Raw genomic sequence first — 13,953 nt, forward strand, 5'->3', positions numbered from 1 at the left:
GATGGATTCGACGCACAGTACTCGATGCACTTGCGCGGCTGCGCGCTGTCAAAAAGCAGGGCGCCAAATGATCAGAGGCAGCTGTCTGGCGTGCCGGAGGGTGTCGTGATTTAACGTGGGCCATGCGATCTCTCATTTTGCCCGCCGTCGCCGTTTCCCTTGCTCTTTGCGGCTGTAACGCGGGCGCTTCTGCGCGCGGGGGCGCGCAGAAGGTCGGAGCTGGGCTGGGCGACGCCGTCACCGCGCCGCTGGAAGACCTGAACCTGCGCCGCGATGAAATCCCGACCATTCTTCTGCAAGCTGAAGCCAATCCCTATGACCTGCGCAACTTGAATAGCTGCCGCACCATCGGGGCCGAGATCGCCCGGCTGGACGAGGCGCTGGGGCCTGACACGGATGGACCGCCGTCGCAGGACGGCTCCTATATGAGCGAGCGGGCGGCCGATGCTGCGGCTGGGGCGACGCTTGACGCCGTTCGCGGGACAGTCACCGATTTTATCCCGGCGCGCAGCTGGGTTCGTCGCCTGACCGGCGCCGACGCGCATAGCAAGCACGTGCAGTCGGCGATTCAGGCGGGCCTGCGTCGCCGCTCTTTCCTGAAGGGCGTGGGGATGCAGCGGAACTGCGCGCCGCCGGCCGCGCCTGCCGGCTTCGTCCCCCGTCGAGGCTAGGCTTTCAGGTGCCGCGCACGGAATTCGCGGCGGAACTGTTCAAACCGGCCCTCGGCTATGGCGGCGCGCATGGCGGCCGTCAGCGCCTGGAAGAAGGCGATGTTGTGCCAGCTGAGCAGGATCTTGCCGAGGATCTCGTCGGCGCGGATCAGGTGATGCAGGTAAGCCTTTGAATAGTCCTGCGACGCGGGGCAGGGAACTTCAGGATCCAGCGGGTCCTGATCCTCGGCGAAGCGGGCGTTCTTGAGGTTCAGCGGGCCGTCCCAGGTCCAGGCCTGGCCGTGACGCCCGGCGCGGGTCGGCAGGACGCAGTCGAACATGTCGACGCCACGATAGACCGCCTCGACCAGGTCGATGGGCTTGCCGACGCCCATCAAATAGCGCGGCCGGTCCTTGGGCAGGAACTCGGGGGCATAGTCCAGCACCTCGCACATGGCCTCATGGCCTTCGCCAACGGCCAGACCGCCGATGGCGTAGCCGTCGAAGCCGATCTCCTGCAGGCGTTCCGAGGATCGCGGCGCAGGTTTTCATAGGTCGAACCCTGCTGGATGCCGAACAAGGCCTGCGCATCGCGCGTGCCGAAGGCGTTCTTGGATCGCTGGGCCCAGCGCGCCGACAGCTCCATGCCCTCGCGGGCGCGCTTTTCCTCGGCGGGCCAGGCGACGCATTCGTCCAACTGCATGACGATGTCGGAGCCGAGACGGTCGGCCTGAATCTGGATCGAGCGTTCGGGCGTCAGGACGTGCTTGGAGCCGTCGATGTGGCTGGAGAAGGTGACGGCTTCCTCGGTCAGCTTGGAAATACCCGACAGGCTCATGACCTGAAAGCCGCCTGAGTCCGTCAGGATCGGCTTGTCCCAGCGCATGAAGTTATGCAGGCCGCCCAGACGCTCCATCCGCTCCGGGCCCGGCCGCAGCATCAGGTGATAGGTATTGCCCAGAATGATGTCCGCGCCCGTCTGTTTGACCTGATCCAAGGTCATGGCCTTGACCGTGGCGGCGGTGCCGACGGGCATGAAGGCGGGGGTGCGGATGTCGCCGCGCGGCGTTTTCAGCACGCCGGTGCGGGCGCGGCCTTCGGCAGCGGAAATTTCAAACGGGAAAGGCATTAAGCGTTCCTTGCAGCGGAGCCGCGTCTTAGGCCCTCTGTTTCTGAACCGCCAGTCAGCGCAGCAGCGTCGCCAGCCGCTCTGCGCGTTGCAGATCCTTGGGGCGGCCAAACAGGCGGCATTTCTCGATCTGTTCGGCGACCGTGGGAACATAGAGCGTCCCGCCGTCCAGGGCGATCGGCTGGCGCGTGGTGAAAATGACCGGCGTCCAGTCCGCGCCTGCGCGCACATCCATCTGCGCCATCACCTCGACCGGGACGGGCGTGGTCAGGATTTGGCCGAAGACCTGAGAGCGGAACAGGCCCTCGCCGGGGTCTTCCACGGCCTCGCCGTGCAGGGTCTCGATCAGGCGGCGGGCGTCGCGCGGGCTGGTCATGACATCGACGTCCGGCACATGCCATTCCGACAGGCCCGACAGCGCCATGCCTGCGCCCCCGAACACCCACCAGGGGTCCTGAAGCTCGCTCGCCGCAGACGCCAGGATGTCAAAGGTGGCGGCCAGGTTTTCGGGCAGTTGGTCGATCATGGCTGTCTTTTAGGCTGATTTCGTCTCCGGCAGGAAGTGTCTGATCCCCATGACCACCAAGGCGCCGAGCGCGGACATGGCGGCATTTATGCACAGGCCGAAGACCAAGAGGAAGATGAGCACGCCGATGGCGCCAAGCGCCGACGTCGCTGGAGCGCCGTTCATGTGAAACAGGCCGGGTGATAGAAACGCCAGCAGGACGCCAAGGATGGAGAAAGCGATCTGAAAGGCGCCGGCGACGCCGAACGTCACGGTGAACAGGCCCCCGAACGAGGCCGTCTTCAGATAGTGCATGGTCGTCCCCCTGCTGCGCTACTGTCTGAACAGCAGGCTTCCGTCGCCATAAGAATAGAAGCGGTAACCATTGTCGATGGCGTGGGCGTATGCGGCCTTCATCGTCTCCAGACCCGCAAAGGCGCTGACCAGCATGAACAGCGTCGATTTCGGCAGGTGGAAGTTGGTCATCAGCACGTCGCAGGCGCGGAAGCGATAGCCCGGCGTGATGAAGATGGCCGTGTCGCCGTGGAAGGGTTGGATCACGCCGTCCTCGGTGGCAGCGCTCTCCAGCAGGCGCAAGGAGGTGGTGCCGACGCAGACGATGCGCCCGCCGGCCGCGCGCACGGCGTTCAGGGCGGCGGCGGTCTCGGCTGAGACCTCGCCCCACTCCGAGTGCATCCTGTGATCGGCGGTGTCGTCCGCCTTGACCGGCAGGAAGGTGCCCGCCCCGACGTGCAGGGTTACGGCATGGGTCGTCACGCCGCGCGCCCGGATGGCGTCCAGCAGGGCGGGGGTGAAATGCAGACCCGCCGTCGGCGCCGCGACCGAGCCGTCATGCTCGGCGAAGACGGTCTGATAGTCCTTCAGGTCCTGATCGTCCTCGGCTCGCTTGGCCGCGATATAGGGGGCAGGGGCATGACACCGACCTCGCGGATGGCGTCGTCCAGCGCCGGCCCGGCTAGGTCGAAGCGCAGGGTGACGAGGCCGTCCTCGCCCTTGGCGGTGATCTCGGCGTCGACCTGGCCCAGGAAGCAGGCGTTGTCTTCCTCGCGCCCGAAACGCACCCGGTCGCCGACCTTCAGCCGCTTGCCGGGCTTCATGAAGGCGCTCCAGACATCGGGCGCGTCGCGGTGGTGAAGGGTGGCCTCGACCGGCACCGACAGTCGTTCGCCCTCCGGTCCGGTGCGGTGGCGCACGCCGGACAGACGGGCGGGGATCACGCGGGTGTCGTTGAAGACCAGGGCGTCGCCGGGCTGCAGAAAGCCGGGCACGTCGCGGATGACCCGGTCCTGAAGCTCGCCGCCCTTCACCACCAGCAGGCGCGCTGAGTCGCGCGGGTCGGCGGGGCGCAGGGCGATGCACGCCTCGGGCAGGTCGAAGTCGAAATCGGAGGTCCGCATGGGGCGGGGAATGCTCACGCCGCGCCTTTGCGGTCAAGCGAGGCGCAGCCGAAAGTCGACTGGCGAAAACCTATCCAGCCGCTATGTCAGGCGCAGCCAATGGGAGTTTGAGTGCATGACCGATCGCTATCTGGACGACCTGACCGTCGGCGAAAGCTGGACCAGCGAGCCCTTCACCATGACCGAGGCGGAGATCATCGCGTTCGCGACCGAGTTCGACCCCCAACCCATGCACATCGACAAGGCGGCGGCCGAGGCGGGACGGTTCGGCGGCCTGATCGCCAGCGGCTGGCACGTCTGCTCGCGCGTGATGCGTCAGTTCGTGGATGAAGCCTATTTCGGCGACACTCCGCTGCTGGGCATGAACGTCGACGCCCTCTGGTGGGTGCGGCCCGTGCGGCCCGGCGACACCCTGACGGTGCGCCGCGAGATCATCGAGATCCGTCCGTCCAAGAGCCAGCCTGATCGCGGGGTCGTCCGCACCAAGACGACGGTGACCAATCAGGACGGCGACCTGGCCATGAGCTTTGAGAACCAGATGCAACTGCCGCGGAACGCCGAAGCGCAGCTGTAAAACGCGGCTGCTGTTGACCCCGGGCCTTCAAGGCGTCAAAGCCCGGTGCATGCTACAGAACCTCGAAACCCTGTCCCGTGAGGCCCGTTCGTGGCCGTTTGAGCAAGCGCGCAACCTGCTGGCCCACGTGCTCAAAAAACGGCTGTCGGACGCGGAGCGCGATGCGGCCAAGCTGCTGATCGATGCGGGCAAGACGGACGAGGCTCTGGCCGCCTTCGAGGCGCTGAACAAGCCGGTGATCCTGGAGACAGGTTACGGCCCGTCGGGGCTGCCGCACATGGGCACCTTCGGCGAGGTGGCGCGCACGACCATGGTGCGGAACGCGTTTCGCGCCCTGACCGGCGATCACTGGGCCACGCGTCTGATCGCCTTCAGCGATGACATGGACGGCCTGCGCAAGGTGCCCGAGGGCATCCCCAACCCGGAGATGCTGCGCGAAGACCTGCATCTGCCGCTGACCAAGGTGCGCGATCCGTTCGGCACGCACGACAGCTTCGGCGCGCACAACAACGCCCGCCTGCGCGCCTTCCTCGACAGCTTCGGCTTCGAGTATGAGTTCATGTCCTCGACCGAGACCTATCGGTCGGGGCGGTTCGACGCGGCCCTGCTGACCATGCTGGAGCGCTTCGACAAGGTCATGGGCATCATGCTGCCGACCCTGGGCGAGGAGCGCCGGGCGACCTATTCGCCGTTCCTGCCGATCAGCCCGATCACTGGCCATGTGCTGCAGGTGCCGACGCTGGAACGCAACGTCGAGAAGGGCACGATCGTCTTCGACGACCCTGCGGGCGGCCGCACCGAGGTTCCCGTCACCGGCGGCCATGTGAAGCTGCAGTGGAAGCCCGACTGGGCCATGCGCTGGACGGCGCTGGACGTCGACTATGAGATGTCGGGCAAGGACCTGATCGAGAGCGTGCGCGAGTCGTCCAAGCTGTGCCGCGCCATCGGCGGCGTCCCGCCGGAAGGCTTCAACTACGAGCTCTTCCTCGACATCGAAGGCCGCAAGATTTCTAAATCAAAGGGCAACGGCCTGACGATGGAGGATTGGCTGCGCTACGGCACGCCCGAGAGCCTGAGCTGGTACATGTTCCAGTCGCCGAAGTCGGCCAAGAGCCTGCACTTCAACGTCATTCCGCGCGCGACGGACGACTATCTGTCCTTCATCGAGCAGTACAAGACGCAGGAACCGGCCAAGCGGATGGACAACGCCGTGTGGCACATCCATTCGGGCCAGCCGCCTGAGAGCGCCTCGCCAGTCTCCTTCGCCCTGCTGCTGAATCTGGTGGGCGTGGCCAACGCCTCGACCAAGGATCAACTGTGGGCCTATTTCGCCAAATATCTGCCGGACGCCACGCCTGAGAGCGAGCCCGTGCTGGACCGGCTGATGGGCTATGCGCTGAACTACTACGAGGACTTCGTGAAGCCCTCGAAGACCTATCGTCTGCCCGACGACAAGGAGAAGGCGGCGCTGCTGGATCTGGCCGAACGGCTGAAGGCTCTGCCGGCCGACACCACCGACGGAGAGGTCATCCAGGGCGAGGTCTATGCGGTCGGCAAGGCGCATGAGTTCGAGCCGCTGCGGGCCTGGTTCCAGGCGCTGTACGAGGTGCTTCTGGGCGCCTCGCAGGGGCCGCGCTTCGGGTCGTTTGCGGCCATTTACGGCCTGCCGCAGACGATCTCCCTGCTTGAGGCGGGCGCCAACGGCGAACTGGCCGCCTGACCCTGAGCGTCATCCCGGCAGAAGCCGCAAGGCGTGGAGCCGGGACCGCCCAAAGCTCGACGAGCAGCGCTTCCCGTCGTCCCGGATAACGGCTTCGCCGTTTCCGGGATGACGCTGGGGTGGCCTCCAGCAGCGCTATGCGCGGTAGGCCCACTCAACATGGCCTCCGGTAGCCCGAAGGGCGGTAGGCCCGCTCTCAATGGCCTCAAGTAGCGCGAAGCGCGGTAGGCCCACTAAACATGAACACAACATAACGGCGAGGCTGGGGGAGCCTTCAGCTTCGCCGGTGCATTGTCCCTCCATCGACAACTCGATGACAGGAGAGACATATGTCGAAGATGTTCAAGGCGGGTCTGGCCGCCACCGCAATGTTCGCCGCCCTGGGTTCCGCCGCCGTGCCGATGAGCGCCGCCGCCATGCCTCAGGCCAACGGCATCACCAACTGCGACGCCCCCGGCGGTCGCCAGCAGGCAGGCGCCGCGATCGGCGCTGTTCTGGGCGGCCTGGCCGGCAGCCAGGTTTCCAAGAATGAGCGCGCGCTTGGCGCGGTGGTCGGCGCTGGCGCCGGCGCTGCGGCGGGCTCCTATATCGGCTGTAACCAGCAACGTGCGCGGTCGGCCAATCAGGCGGGCGCCAACTCCTACCGCGCGACCTCCAATCTGCGCATTCGCACGGGCCCGGGCGCCAACTATCGCCAGACCGGCAGCCTGTCGGCTGGTCAGCCCTTCACCGCCATCGGCTCGCAGGGCGAGTGGGTCCAGATCGCCGGCGGCGGTTGGGTGAACGCCCACTACGTCGCGCCGAACTGATCGATTTTCTCCCCGCATCGATCAGAGCGAAGGCCGTCCCGAAAGGGGCGGCCTTTGTGCTTTATTGGCTGACCCAAAGGATACGCGCCATCCAGAGGAGCTGATCACGCGCAATGGTGCGCGGCGGATACTCGGGGTTGATCGAGGCCAGCACGATCTCTCGCGCGCCCAATACAGCCGCTTCTTTCGCCAGCGTTTCGCCGCTTCGCGTCCGCAACGCCACGCGGTCGCCTCGCCGAACGTCCGTAGCGTCCAGATCGACAATCACCCGGTCGCCGGGGCGATACAGGGGCCATCGAGTCGCCCTCGATCCGCAGGCTGAACAGGCTGTCCTTGCGCGTCGGCAGAGCCGTCTGCTCCCAGCCTTCGGCCAAGGGCAGGCCCGCGTCGTCGAAGAAGCCTTCGTCGCCAGCGCGCGCCAGGCCGAGCAAGGGAATAGGCAGGGCGCGAGGTCCAGCGTCGTCTGCCAGATGCGCGAACTCGCCCAGGCTGAGGCCTGTCGCCTGCAAGACGCGCATCAGGCTTTCGCTGGAGGGCCATCTGGGCCGCGTTGGGGTCCCGACGCCAAACCGCTTTGAAGGATTGAAGCTGGTGGGATCCAGACCCGCCCGGCGCGCCAGTCCCGAGGCCGACAGGCCCTCGCGGCGCGCCAGCGCATCGATCGCGTTCCAAATCTGCGCGTGTGACAGGGGCATATGCAACCCTATCATGCCAGGCGATGTATAGGAATATTAGCCTATTCGGTATCTTGGCCGACGGCTCGACGCTCCTGCCAGGCCAAAAAGGCGCCGACAGCGATTGCGATCATGATGCCATAGGCCGTCATGTTCAGCACGGTGTAGAAGGCGGAAACCGTCGGTTTCATCTTCATGAAAACCATGACGTGGCTGGCCACGGTCAACAACTGAAGCGCACTGGCCCAAACGGGCCAGGAGCGAGGCGACTTCCACACCAAGGCGACGAAAACGCCCAGAACCACCAGATCGATCACGAACATCGGCCACTGGACGCCCGCATAGCCGATGTAGTTCTGGGTCAGGATCGATAAAAACCAAGCGAAAAGCATGGTCGCAGCGCCGATCCGCTCGGGTCGCCCGCCCTTGGCGAGTGCGAACAGCCCTATCGCGAGCATGATCGTCATGCCGACGTACTCGGACATGAAGCTGAACATGAAAAACCCCTCCGCCGTGAGCGAAGGGGGTATCATGTCACCAAAGCGCAGGAAACGCATCCAACACTATGGCTGGATTAGATTAAATTCACGCAACCCGCAGGTGGCCCATCGGGCGGTCGTCCCACTCGTCGGGCTTGGCCACCGGGCCGGCGGCGTAGACGCCGTAGCCCATGCGGCGGTGATCCTTGGCCATTTCGTTATGGCTGGCGACGATGGCTTCGCGCGCGGCGCTCAGGGCGGCGATGGCTTCCATCGCCTTGGCCTGCGACACCGTTCCGGCCACGGCTGACACGTTGAGCGCGGAGCGGGCGCCGATCATCGACTGCACGAGGGCGGTCGCCTGCACGATCGCGTCGTCGATCGCCTTTTCAGCAGAATGCAGATCGCCGGCGACTGCGGCGATGACTTCGTTACGTTGCATAGCTTACCCCTCATCTAAAGAACGAATGGGCAATAGTTAACATGCATTAACGATCTTCGGTAGTGTTTTGTTTACCATTCTTTACGTTGCGACCGGCTGTCAGACGACGCGGCTCCTCAGGCTGAGGCCGCTTCATCCAGCAGGAAATGCGCCGTCAAACTGGCGATCGGCTGGGCGTGGTTCTCCTGCCAGGCCTCGGCGATGACATAGGCGACGCGGCGTCCGGCGCGGTTGATGCGGGCGCGGGCGAATACGTCGACGGGCTTGCCCGAGCGCAGATAGGCCACCGTTACGTTGATCGGGCGCGGCAGGCGCAGGCCGGGATAGGTCAGAGAGACCTGGGCCATGGCCGTCATCTCCAACAGGGCGGCGGTGGACCCTCCATGCAGGGCAGGCAGGAGCGGGTTGCCAATCAGCTTGTCGTCAAACGGCATGGTGACGGTGACTTCATCGCCGTTCACCTGTGTCTGGAGGCCGAGAAATTGGGCGTAGGGCAGGAGTCCAGCAGGGCGGCGGTCATGCGGCGTCCTTGGCTCTGCGGGGCTTAAGATTGGCGCCGGTGCGGCTGTCGCCTTCGGCGCTGACCATATAGGCGGACTGGGCGGCAGCGACGGGGTCGGCAGGATCATCCTCGAACGCCCAGGCCCGCACGAAAGCCAGATTGCGCGTCAGGCGATAACAGCGGGCCTCGGCCAACAGGTCACGCCCCGGCTGGGCGGCGCGCATGTAGTCGACCCGCAGGTCCAGCGTCGCGATAGGCCGGAAGGCGTCCAGCGCCACCCAGACCGCCAGACCCCCCGCATGGTCCAGCAGGGTAGTGACCAGCCCGCCCGCCAGCACGCCCGTCTCGGGATCGCCGACCAGATCGTGGCGATAGGGCACGCGCATCCGCACCCGATCGCCCTCCAGCCCTTCATAGGCAAAGCCCAGGGCGTGGGTGTGGGCGGCCCCCGAAGCCAGTTGCGGCAGCAGGGTGGTGAGGAACGATTCCGTCATCAAGGCGTCCTTTATAAGCGTCGCCTTTGGTCGCCTGCCCGAGGTTGTCTTGTCCAGCCACACTGTAAACCGATGATGCGTCCTCAGGATCTTTTGCGACCTACGCCCGCAGGCCTTTATTGCCCGCCGGGAGATTTCTATGTCGATCCGGTGCGGCCGGTGGACCGGGCGGTGATCACGCATGGTCATTCGGACCATGCGCGCGCCGGACATGGGGCGGTGCTGGCGACGCCCGAGACCCTGGCGATCATGGCGGTTCGCTACGGCGCGGATTTCGCAGGGCGCACGCAGGCGGCGGGCTATGGCGAGACCATATCCATCGGCGGCGTCGAGGTGCGGCTGATCCCGGCGGGACACGTTCTGGGCTCGGCGCAGGCGGTCGTTAGTCAGAGCGGCCTGATCATGACGGTGTCAGGCGATTATAAACGCCGCCGCGATCCGACCTGCGCTGCTTTCGAGGCGGCGCCGTGCCACGTCTTCATTTCGGAGGCGACGTTCGGCTTGCCGGTCTTCGTTCATCCGCCGGACACAGAAGAGATCCAGCGGCTTGTGTCGTCTCTGGCGCAGTTTCCCGAGCGGGCGCACCTGGTCGGCGCCTATGCGCTGGGCAAGGCGCAGCGGATCATACGGCTGTTGCGTGAAGCGGGTTGGGAACGGCCCATCTATGTCCACGGCGCGCTGGAGCGGCTGAACGACCTCTATCAGGCGTCAGGCGTCCCGCTCGGTCCGCTGGCGCCTGCGACGGGGCTGAAGGCCGGAGCCTTGGGTGGGGAGGTGGTCATTGCGCCGCCGTCGGCCATTCAGGATCGCTGGGCGCGCAGGTTCGCCGAGCCGATCGCGGCGTTTGCCTCGGGCTGGATGGGCGTGCGCGCGCGCGCGTCAGCGCGGGGTGGAACTGCCGCTGGTGATTTCCGACCATGCCGACTGGCCGGAACTGACGCAGACGTTCGAAGAGATCACGCCGGAAGAAGTTTGGATCACCCACGGCCGGGAGGAAGGCCTGCTGCGTTGGTGCGAACTGAAGGGAATGCGGGCGCGCGCCTTGCGTCTTGTCGGCTATGACGAAGAAGGCGAGGACGAGCAGAACGTGCTGGAGGACGCAGGTTGAGCCGAGGTCAGGCGGCCCCGCGATCCTTGTGAGCAACGCTCTCTTCTGCAGGATCCAGAGCCGTGTTCATCGCCAGGCGCAGCCGTTCAGGCTTGATGGGCTTTTCGACCACGGCGGCCATGCCTGCGGCCAGATAGCCCTTGGCGTCGTCCGGATCAGCATTGGCGGTGAGGGCGATGATGGGGATTTGGCCGGCGGGTCCCGACAGGGCGCGGATTGCGCGCGTCGCGCCGACGCCGTCCAGGCGCGGCATCTTGATGTCCATCAGGATCAGATCGAACGGCCGTGACTGCACGGCTTCGACAGCTTCCTGGCCGTCCTCGACGGTTTCCGAGGTGCAGCCGAACATTTCGCACAGGGCCTGGGCCACGACGCGGTTGGTAGCATTGTCGTCGGCGATAAGGATGTGCGGCTGGGCCTGAAGATGCAGATGTTCAAGGTCCGCGACGTTGGATGGCGTTTCCTGCTCCATCAAGGCGATGGGGGCTTCGATTTCAAAGGCGAAGGTCGCGCCCCGACCGGCGTTGTGCTCCGCGCGCAACTCGCCGGCCATGTATTGAACCAGACGGCGGCTGACCATCAGTCCCAGGTCGCCGCCCTGTTCGGCCGCGTCGTCGAACCGGGCCGGGTCGGCCGCGCCGTCGTCGCGGACGCGGGCCTCGATCACCACCTGATCGCCTCGAGCGTGAGCCTTCAGGCTGGCTTCGACCATGCCGTGACGCGCATTGCCCAAGGCGGCGCCGATCAGGTTGTTGAACACCTGTTTCAGGCGCTCGGCGTCCAGAATGGCCGCCAGTTCGGTGTCGCCCTCATAGCCGACCATCAGGGTCACGCCGTCCTGGGCGGCGCGCGGAGACCAGTGCGTCTGAAGCTGGTCCATCAAGGTGCGTAGCGGCGTAGGCGCCGGGGACAGCTGCAACTCGCCCGCCTCGGCCCGAGCCAGGTCTAGGGCATCGTGCAGATTGCCTAAGAGGTCTTCGGCCGATTCCATGATGGTGCGCGCGTGCGCCTTGGCCGCTTCATTCAGCGGCTGTCGATGCAGGAGCTCCGCGACGGCCAGCACGCCGTTCATGGAGGTGCTCAGCTCGCGATTGAGCAGGCCCATGAAACGGCTCTTCTCACGGGCGGCGGTCTGCATGGCGTGATCGGCGTCAACAGCGGCGCGGGCCTGCTCTGCCAGCCGCTGGTTTTCATGCCTCTGCTGTTCGTTGACGGCGCGAAGCAGGGCCACGGCCGTGCCGACGCCGCGATAGGCCCCGTTGCGGGTGACGATGAAGCCTCGCATCAGCGCGCCGGGACCGCTTTTCAGGATGATGTCGGCGAATGCGTCGATGCGAACGCCCGCTTCGACCACCGCCGGTTCCGGGTCCATCAGATGAGAGACCTCGCGCCCGCCGTACAGGCTGACGCCCAGCGGACCGGCCAGCTTCATCAGGAAGTCGCTGCGTTCGATCAGGCCGACCGGGCGATCTCCGTCCACGACTGCAATCGCCAGGGTGTCCGGCTCCCGCTCGAAACGTGCAAACACCTCTCCTGTCTTGGCAGAAGGGAGTACGGGCTCCGCCCTGTCGGTCAGCACTTCGATGGTCGGCATTCGGCCGGACTCCTACTGAGGCTATTTTACATTCGCTTATGATTGTTTGCTGAACCGTTAAGCCAGCCCCGCAAATGACGGCGGCCGGTTTCTTTTGCGACGCGGACAGGTCTGGTCTATGGGTCTTGACCACCCATCTTCCTGATCCTGGAACGTCCTCTGGATGCGCGCGGCCGACCGGCCGACCGCAGATTTGTCATGAGCGAAATCGACCTTCACCCCGCTGCCTCCGCCCTGATCCTCTTTTCCGGAGGACAGGACAGCGCCACCTGTCTGGCCTGGGCGCTGGAGAGGTTTGAGCGGGTGGAGACTGTCGGCTTTGATTACGGCCAGCGCCACGCGGTCGAGATGGAGGCGCGCCAGGCGGTCCGGCGCGAAGTGACTAAGGCCCTGCCGCAATGGGCGGACAGGCTAGGCGACGATCATGTGGTCGATCTGACAGGTTTCGGCGCCATCGGCGAGACGGCCATGACCACCGAGCGCGCCATTGAGGCCGACGCGCGCGGCCTGCCCAACACCTTTGTTCCGGGGCGAAATCTGATCTTCCTGGTCGCCGCGGCGGCGTTGGCTGACCGGCGGGGGCTGGAAGCCCTGATCGGCGGCATGTGCGAGACGGACTATTCCGGCTATCCCGACTGCCGCAACGACACCATTCAGGCCACGGCCCGCGCCCTGTCGCTGGGCCTGGACAAGCCCGTGCCGGTCGAGACTCCGCTGATGTTCCTGACCAAGGCGCAGACGTGGGAACTGGCCGAGCGGATCGGCGGCGCCGCCCTGGTCGAAGCGATCATCGAGTTCAGCCACACCTGCTATCTGGGCGACCGGACCCAGCGTCACGCCTGGGGGTATGGCTGCGGGGCCTGCCCGGCCTGCGAACTGCGTGCGGCAGGCTATGCCGAATGGGCGGCCGCATGACCTATTCGGCCAAGGAAGTCTTTCTGACGGTGCAGGGCGAGGGGGCAGGCGGGCCGCCCGGCGGTGTTCCTGCGCTTCGCCGGATGCAATCTGTGGAGCGGGCTGGAGCGGGATCGCGCTGCCGCCGTCTGCACCTTCTGCGACACCGATTTCGTCGGCGTGGACGGCGATGGCGGCGGCAAGTTCAAAACCGCCGATCTGATGGCCGATCACGTCGCCGGGATGTGGCGGGGTCGCCAGGGCGACCCCAAGCTGGTGGTCTGCACCGGCGGCGAGCCCTTGATGCAGTTGGACGCGCCGCTGATCGACGCCCTGCATGCGCGCGGTTTCCAGATCGCCATCGAAAGCAACGGCACCATGGCGGCGCCGAAGGGATCGACTGGATCTGCATCAGTCCCAAGGCCGCCGCCCCTGTGGTTCAGACCTCGGGTCAGGAGCTGAAGCTGGTCTTTCCTCAGCCGCTAGCCATGCCCGACCGGTTCGAGCACCTCGATTTCGAGCATTTCTGGCTTCAGCCGATGGATGGACCAGACCAGGCCGCCAACACGGCCGCCGCCATCGACTACTGCCTGACCCATCCGAAATGGCGGCTCAGCGTCCAGACGCACAAATATATCGGGGTGCGGTAGGCCTTTAGCAGTCCTTGCCGCGCTTCTGTCTCTGTTCGCAGCGGCGTTGCTCACGCTCCCAAGCGCGCTGTTCGCGTTCGCGTTTGGCCTTGGTTTCCTCATCCGAGGTGGTGACGGCGTCGAAGCCTGCACCTACGGCTGCGCCGGTCACCTTGGCCGCGCCGCCGACCACAGCGGCCCCGGCGCCGACGACGGCGCCGCGACGCAGCCCTGAAGCATCAGGGCGGTGGTCAGGCAGAGGGCGAGGGTAGGTAAGCGCGCGATCATGCGGATAGTCTGCCTGCGCCGGCTGCATCTGTCAGCGTGGAAAA

Annotated in this window: 14 protein-coding genes and 4 pseudogenes; 7 read left to right on the forward strand and 11 right to left on the reverse strand. The window is 65.8% G+C overall.

From position 1 onward, the window contains the following. Window positions 1-122: 122 nt before the first annotated feature. Window positions 123-671 (forward strand): hypothetical protein, encoded by a 549-nt coding sequence (locus tag V8F63_RS12030; RefSeq protein WP_025976827.1) that lies wholly within the window; start codon window positions 123-125, stop codon window positions 669-671. On the opposite strand, the pseudogene tgt reads toward V8F63_RS12030, so the two are convergent. From tgt to queA, 4 genes and pseudogenes are all read right to left on the reverse strand, one after another. Beyond that, window positions 668-1,779: pseudogene (gene tgt / locus V8F63_RS12035) on the reverse strand (tRNA guanosine(34) transglycosylase Tgt). The gene V8F63_RS12030 and the pseudogene tgt sit on opposite strands and share 4 nt — an antisense overlap. A 55-nt stretch (window positions 1,780-1,834) precedes the next feature. Further along, window positions 1,835-2,305 carry a hypothetical protein gene (locus tag V8F63_RS12040; protein WP_278070924.1) on the reverse strand — a complete coding sequence of 157 codons (471 nt, stop codon included), beginning with the start codon at window positions 2,303-2,305 and terminating at the stop codon, window positions 1,835-1,837. Between the two features lie 9 nt (window positions 2,306-2,314). After that, window positions 2,315-2,599, reverse strand: a complete 285-nt coding sequence (locus V8F63_RS12045) for a hypothetical protein (RefSeq protein ID WP_392353370.1) — start codon at window positions 2,597-2,599, stop codon at window positions 2,315-2,317. Window positions 2,600-2,617: 18 nt separating this feature from the next. After that, window positions 2,618-3,702 (reverse strand): annotated as a pseudogene (gene queA / locus V8F63_RS12050) (tRNA preQ1(34) S-adenosylmethionine ribosyltransferase-isomerase QueA). Between the two features lie 115 nt (window positions 3,703-3,817). Between queA and V8F63_RS12055 the strand changes: the two are divergent. The 3 genes from V8F63_RS12055 (at window position 3,818) to V8F63_RS12065 (ending at window position 6,805) form a co-directional block, all read left to right on the forward strand. After that, window positions 3,818-4,276 (forward strand): MaoC family dehydratase, encoded by a 459-nt coding sequence (locus V8F63_RS12055; RefSeq protein ID WP_134580667.1) that lies wholly within the window; start codon window positions 3,818-3,820, stop codon window positions 4,274-4,276. A gap of 49 nt (window positions 4,277-4,325) precedes the next feature. After that, window positions 4,326-5,996 (forward strand): lysine--tRNA ligase, encoded by a 1,671-nt coding sequence (locus tag V8F63_RS12060; protein WP_253121681.1) that lies wholly within the window; start codon window positions 4,326-4,328, stop codon window positions 5,994-5,996. A 329-nt stretch (window positions 5,997-6,325) separates the two neighbouring features. Next, window positions 6,326-6,805, forward strand: coding sequence for an SH3 domain-containing protein (locus V8F63_RS12065; RefSeq protein ID WP_025976833.1), 480 nt, complete (start codon window positions 6,326-6,328; stop codon window positions 6,803-6,805). A 61-nt stretch (window positions 6,806-6,866) separates the two neighbouring features. Here V8F63_RS12065 and V8F63_RS12070 read toward each other — a convergent pair whose 3' ends face one another. From V8F63_RS12070 to V8F63_RS12090, 5 genes are all read right to left on the reverse strand, one after another. Then, window positions 6,867-7,073, reverse strand: a complete 207-nt coding sequence (locus V8F63_RS12070) for a S24 family peptidase (RefSeq protein WP_392353372.1) — start codon at window positions 7,071-7,073, stop codon at window positions 6,867-6,869. Between the two features lie 468 nt (window positions 7,074-7,541). After that, a complete protein-coding gene (locus tag V8F63_RS12075; protein WP_392353374.1) occupies window positions 7,542-8,036 on the reverse strand; it encodes a hypothetical protein in 495 nt (164 codons plus the stop codon). 28 nt (window positions 8,037-8,064) lie between these two features. After that, on the reverse strand, window positions 8,065-8,400 hold the full coding sequence (locus V8F63_RS12080; RefSeq protein ID WP_003168195.1) for a hypothetical protein: 336 nt from the start codon (window positions 8,398-8,400) through the stop codon (window positions 8,065-8,067). Between the two features lie 116 nt (window positions 8,401-8,516). Further along, a complete protein-coding gene (locus V8F63_RS12085) occupies window positions 8,517-8,861 on the reverse strand; it encodes a PaaI family thioesterase (RefSeq protein ID WP_392353375.1) in 345 nt (114 codons plus the stop codon). A 55-nt stretch (window positions 8,862-8,916) separates the two neighbouring features. Next, window positions 8,917-9,396, reverse strand: a complete 480-nt coding sequence (locus tag V8F63_RS12090; RefSeq protein ID WP_134580673.1) for a PaaI family thioesterase — start codon at window positions 9,394-9,396, stop codon at window positions 8,917-8,919. Between the two features lie 72 nt (window positions 9,397-9,468). On the opposite strand from V8F63_RS12090, the pseudogene V8F63_RS12095 reads away from it, so the two are divergent. After that, window positions 9,469-10,504 (forward strand): annotated as a pseudogene (locus tag V8F63_RS12095) (ligase-associated DNA damage response exonuclease). Window positions 10,505-10,511: 7 nt separating this feature from the next. Here V8F63_RS12095 and V8F63_RS12100 read toward each other — a convergent pair. Beyond that, window positions 10,512-12,098: a response regulator gene (locus tag V8F63_RS12100; RefSeq protein WP_134580677.1), complete on the reverse strand. Its 1,587-nt coding sequence runs from the start codon at window positions 12,096-12,098 to the stop codon at window positions 10,512-10,514. Between the two features lie 198 nt (window positions 12,099-12,296). Here V8F63_RS12100 and queC point away from each other — a divergent pair, with 198 nt between their 5' ends. Beyond that, a complete protein-coding gene (gene queC, locus V8F63_RS12105; protein ID WP_392353377.1) occupies window positions 12,297-13,013 on the forward strand; it encodes a 7-cyano-7-deazaguanine synthase QueC in 717 nt (238 codons plus the stop codon). Beyond that, window positions 13,010-13,642 (forward strand): annotated as a pseudogene (queE, locus tag V8F63_RS12110) (7-carboxy-7-deazaguanine synthase). The gene queC and the pseudogene queE overlap by 4 nt, the downstream one beginning before the upstream one ends. 4 nt (window positions 13,643-13,646) lie before the next feature. Here queE and V8F63_RS12115 read toward each other — a convergent pair. After that, window positions 13,647-13,937 carry a hypothetical protein gene (locus V8F63_RS12115; RefSeq protein WP_392353378.1) on the reverse strand — a complete coding sequence of 97 codons (291 nt, stop codon included), beginning with the start codon at window positions 13,935-13,937 and terminating at the stop codon, window positions 13,647-13,649. Window positions 13,938-13,953 lie beyond the last annotated feature (16 nt).

It is taken from the genome of Brevundimonas sp. LF-1, assembly GCF_037055305.1.
GTDB classification, from domain to species: Bacteria; Pseudomonadota; Alphaproteobacteria; order Caulobacterales; family Caulobacteraceae; genus Brevundimonas; species Brevundimonas sanguinis.

Bases quoted from the DNA above. Each gene is read 5' to 3' on its own strand.
- V8F63_RS12065 (WP_025976833.1), top strand. From the start codon at position 6,326: ATGTCGAAGATGTTCAAGGCGGGTCTGGCCGCCACCGCAATGTTCGCC.
- V8F63_RS12055 (WP_134580667.1), top strand. From the start codon at position 3,818: ATGACCGATCGCTATCTGGACGACCTGACCGTCGGCGAAAGCTGGACC.
- queC (WP_392353377.1), top strand. From the start codon at position 12,297: ATGAGCGAAATCGACCTTCACCCCGCTGCCTCCGCCCTGATCCTCTTT.
- V8F63_RS12030 (WP_025976827.1), top strand. From the start codon at position 123: ATGCGATCTCTCATTTTGCCCGCCGTCGCCGTTTCCCTTGCTCTTTGC.
- V8F63_RS12075 (WP_392353374.1), bottom strand. From the start codon at position 8,036: ATGCGTTTCCTGCGCTTTGGTGACATGATACCCCCTTCGCTCACGGCG.
- V8F63_RS12090 (WP_134580673.1), bottom strand. From the start codon at position 9,396: ATGACGGAATCGTTCCTCACCACCCTGCTGCCGCAACTGGCTTCGGGG.
- V8F63_RS12080 (WP_003168195.1), bottom strand. From the start codon at position 8,400: ATGCAACGTAACGAAGTCATCGCCGCAGTCGCCGGCGATCTGCATTCT.
- V8F63_RS12045 (WP_392353370.1), bottom strand. From the start codon at position 2,599: ATGCACTATCTGAAGACGGCCTCGTTCGGGGGCCTGTTCACCGTGACG.
- V8F63_RS12115 (WP_392353378.1), bottom strand. From the start codon at position 13,937: ATGCAGCCGGCGCAGGCAGACTATCCGCATGATCGCGCGCTTACCTAC.
- V8F63_RS12060 (WP_253121681.1), top strand. From the start codon at position 4,326: ATGCTACAGAACCTCGAAACCCTGTCCCGTGAGGCCCGTTCGTGGCCG.
- V8F63_RS12040 (WP_278070924.1), bottom strand. From the start codon at position 2,305: ATGATCGACCAACTGCCCGAAAACCTGGCCGCCACCTTTGACATCCTG.
- V8F63_RS12100 (WP_134580677.1), bottom strand. From the start codon at position 12,098: ATGCCGACCATCGAAGTGCTGACCGACAGGGCGGAGCCCGTACTCCCT.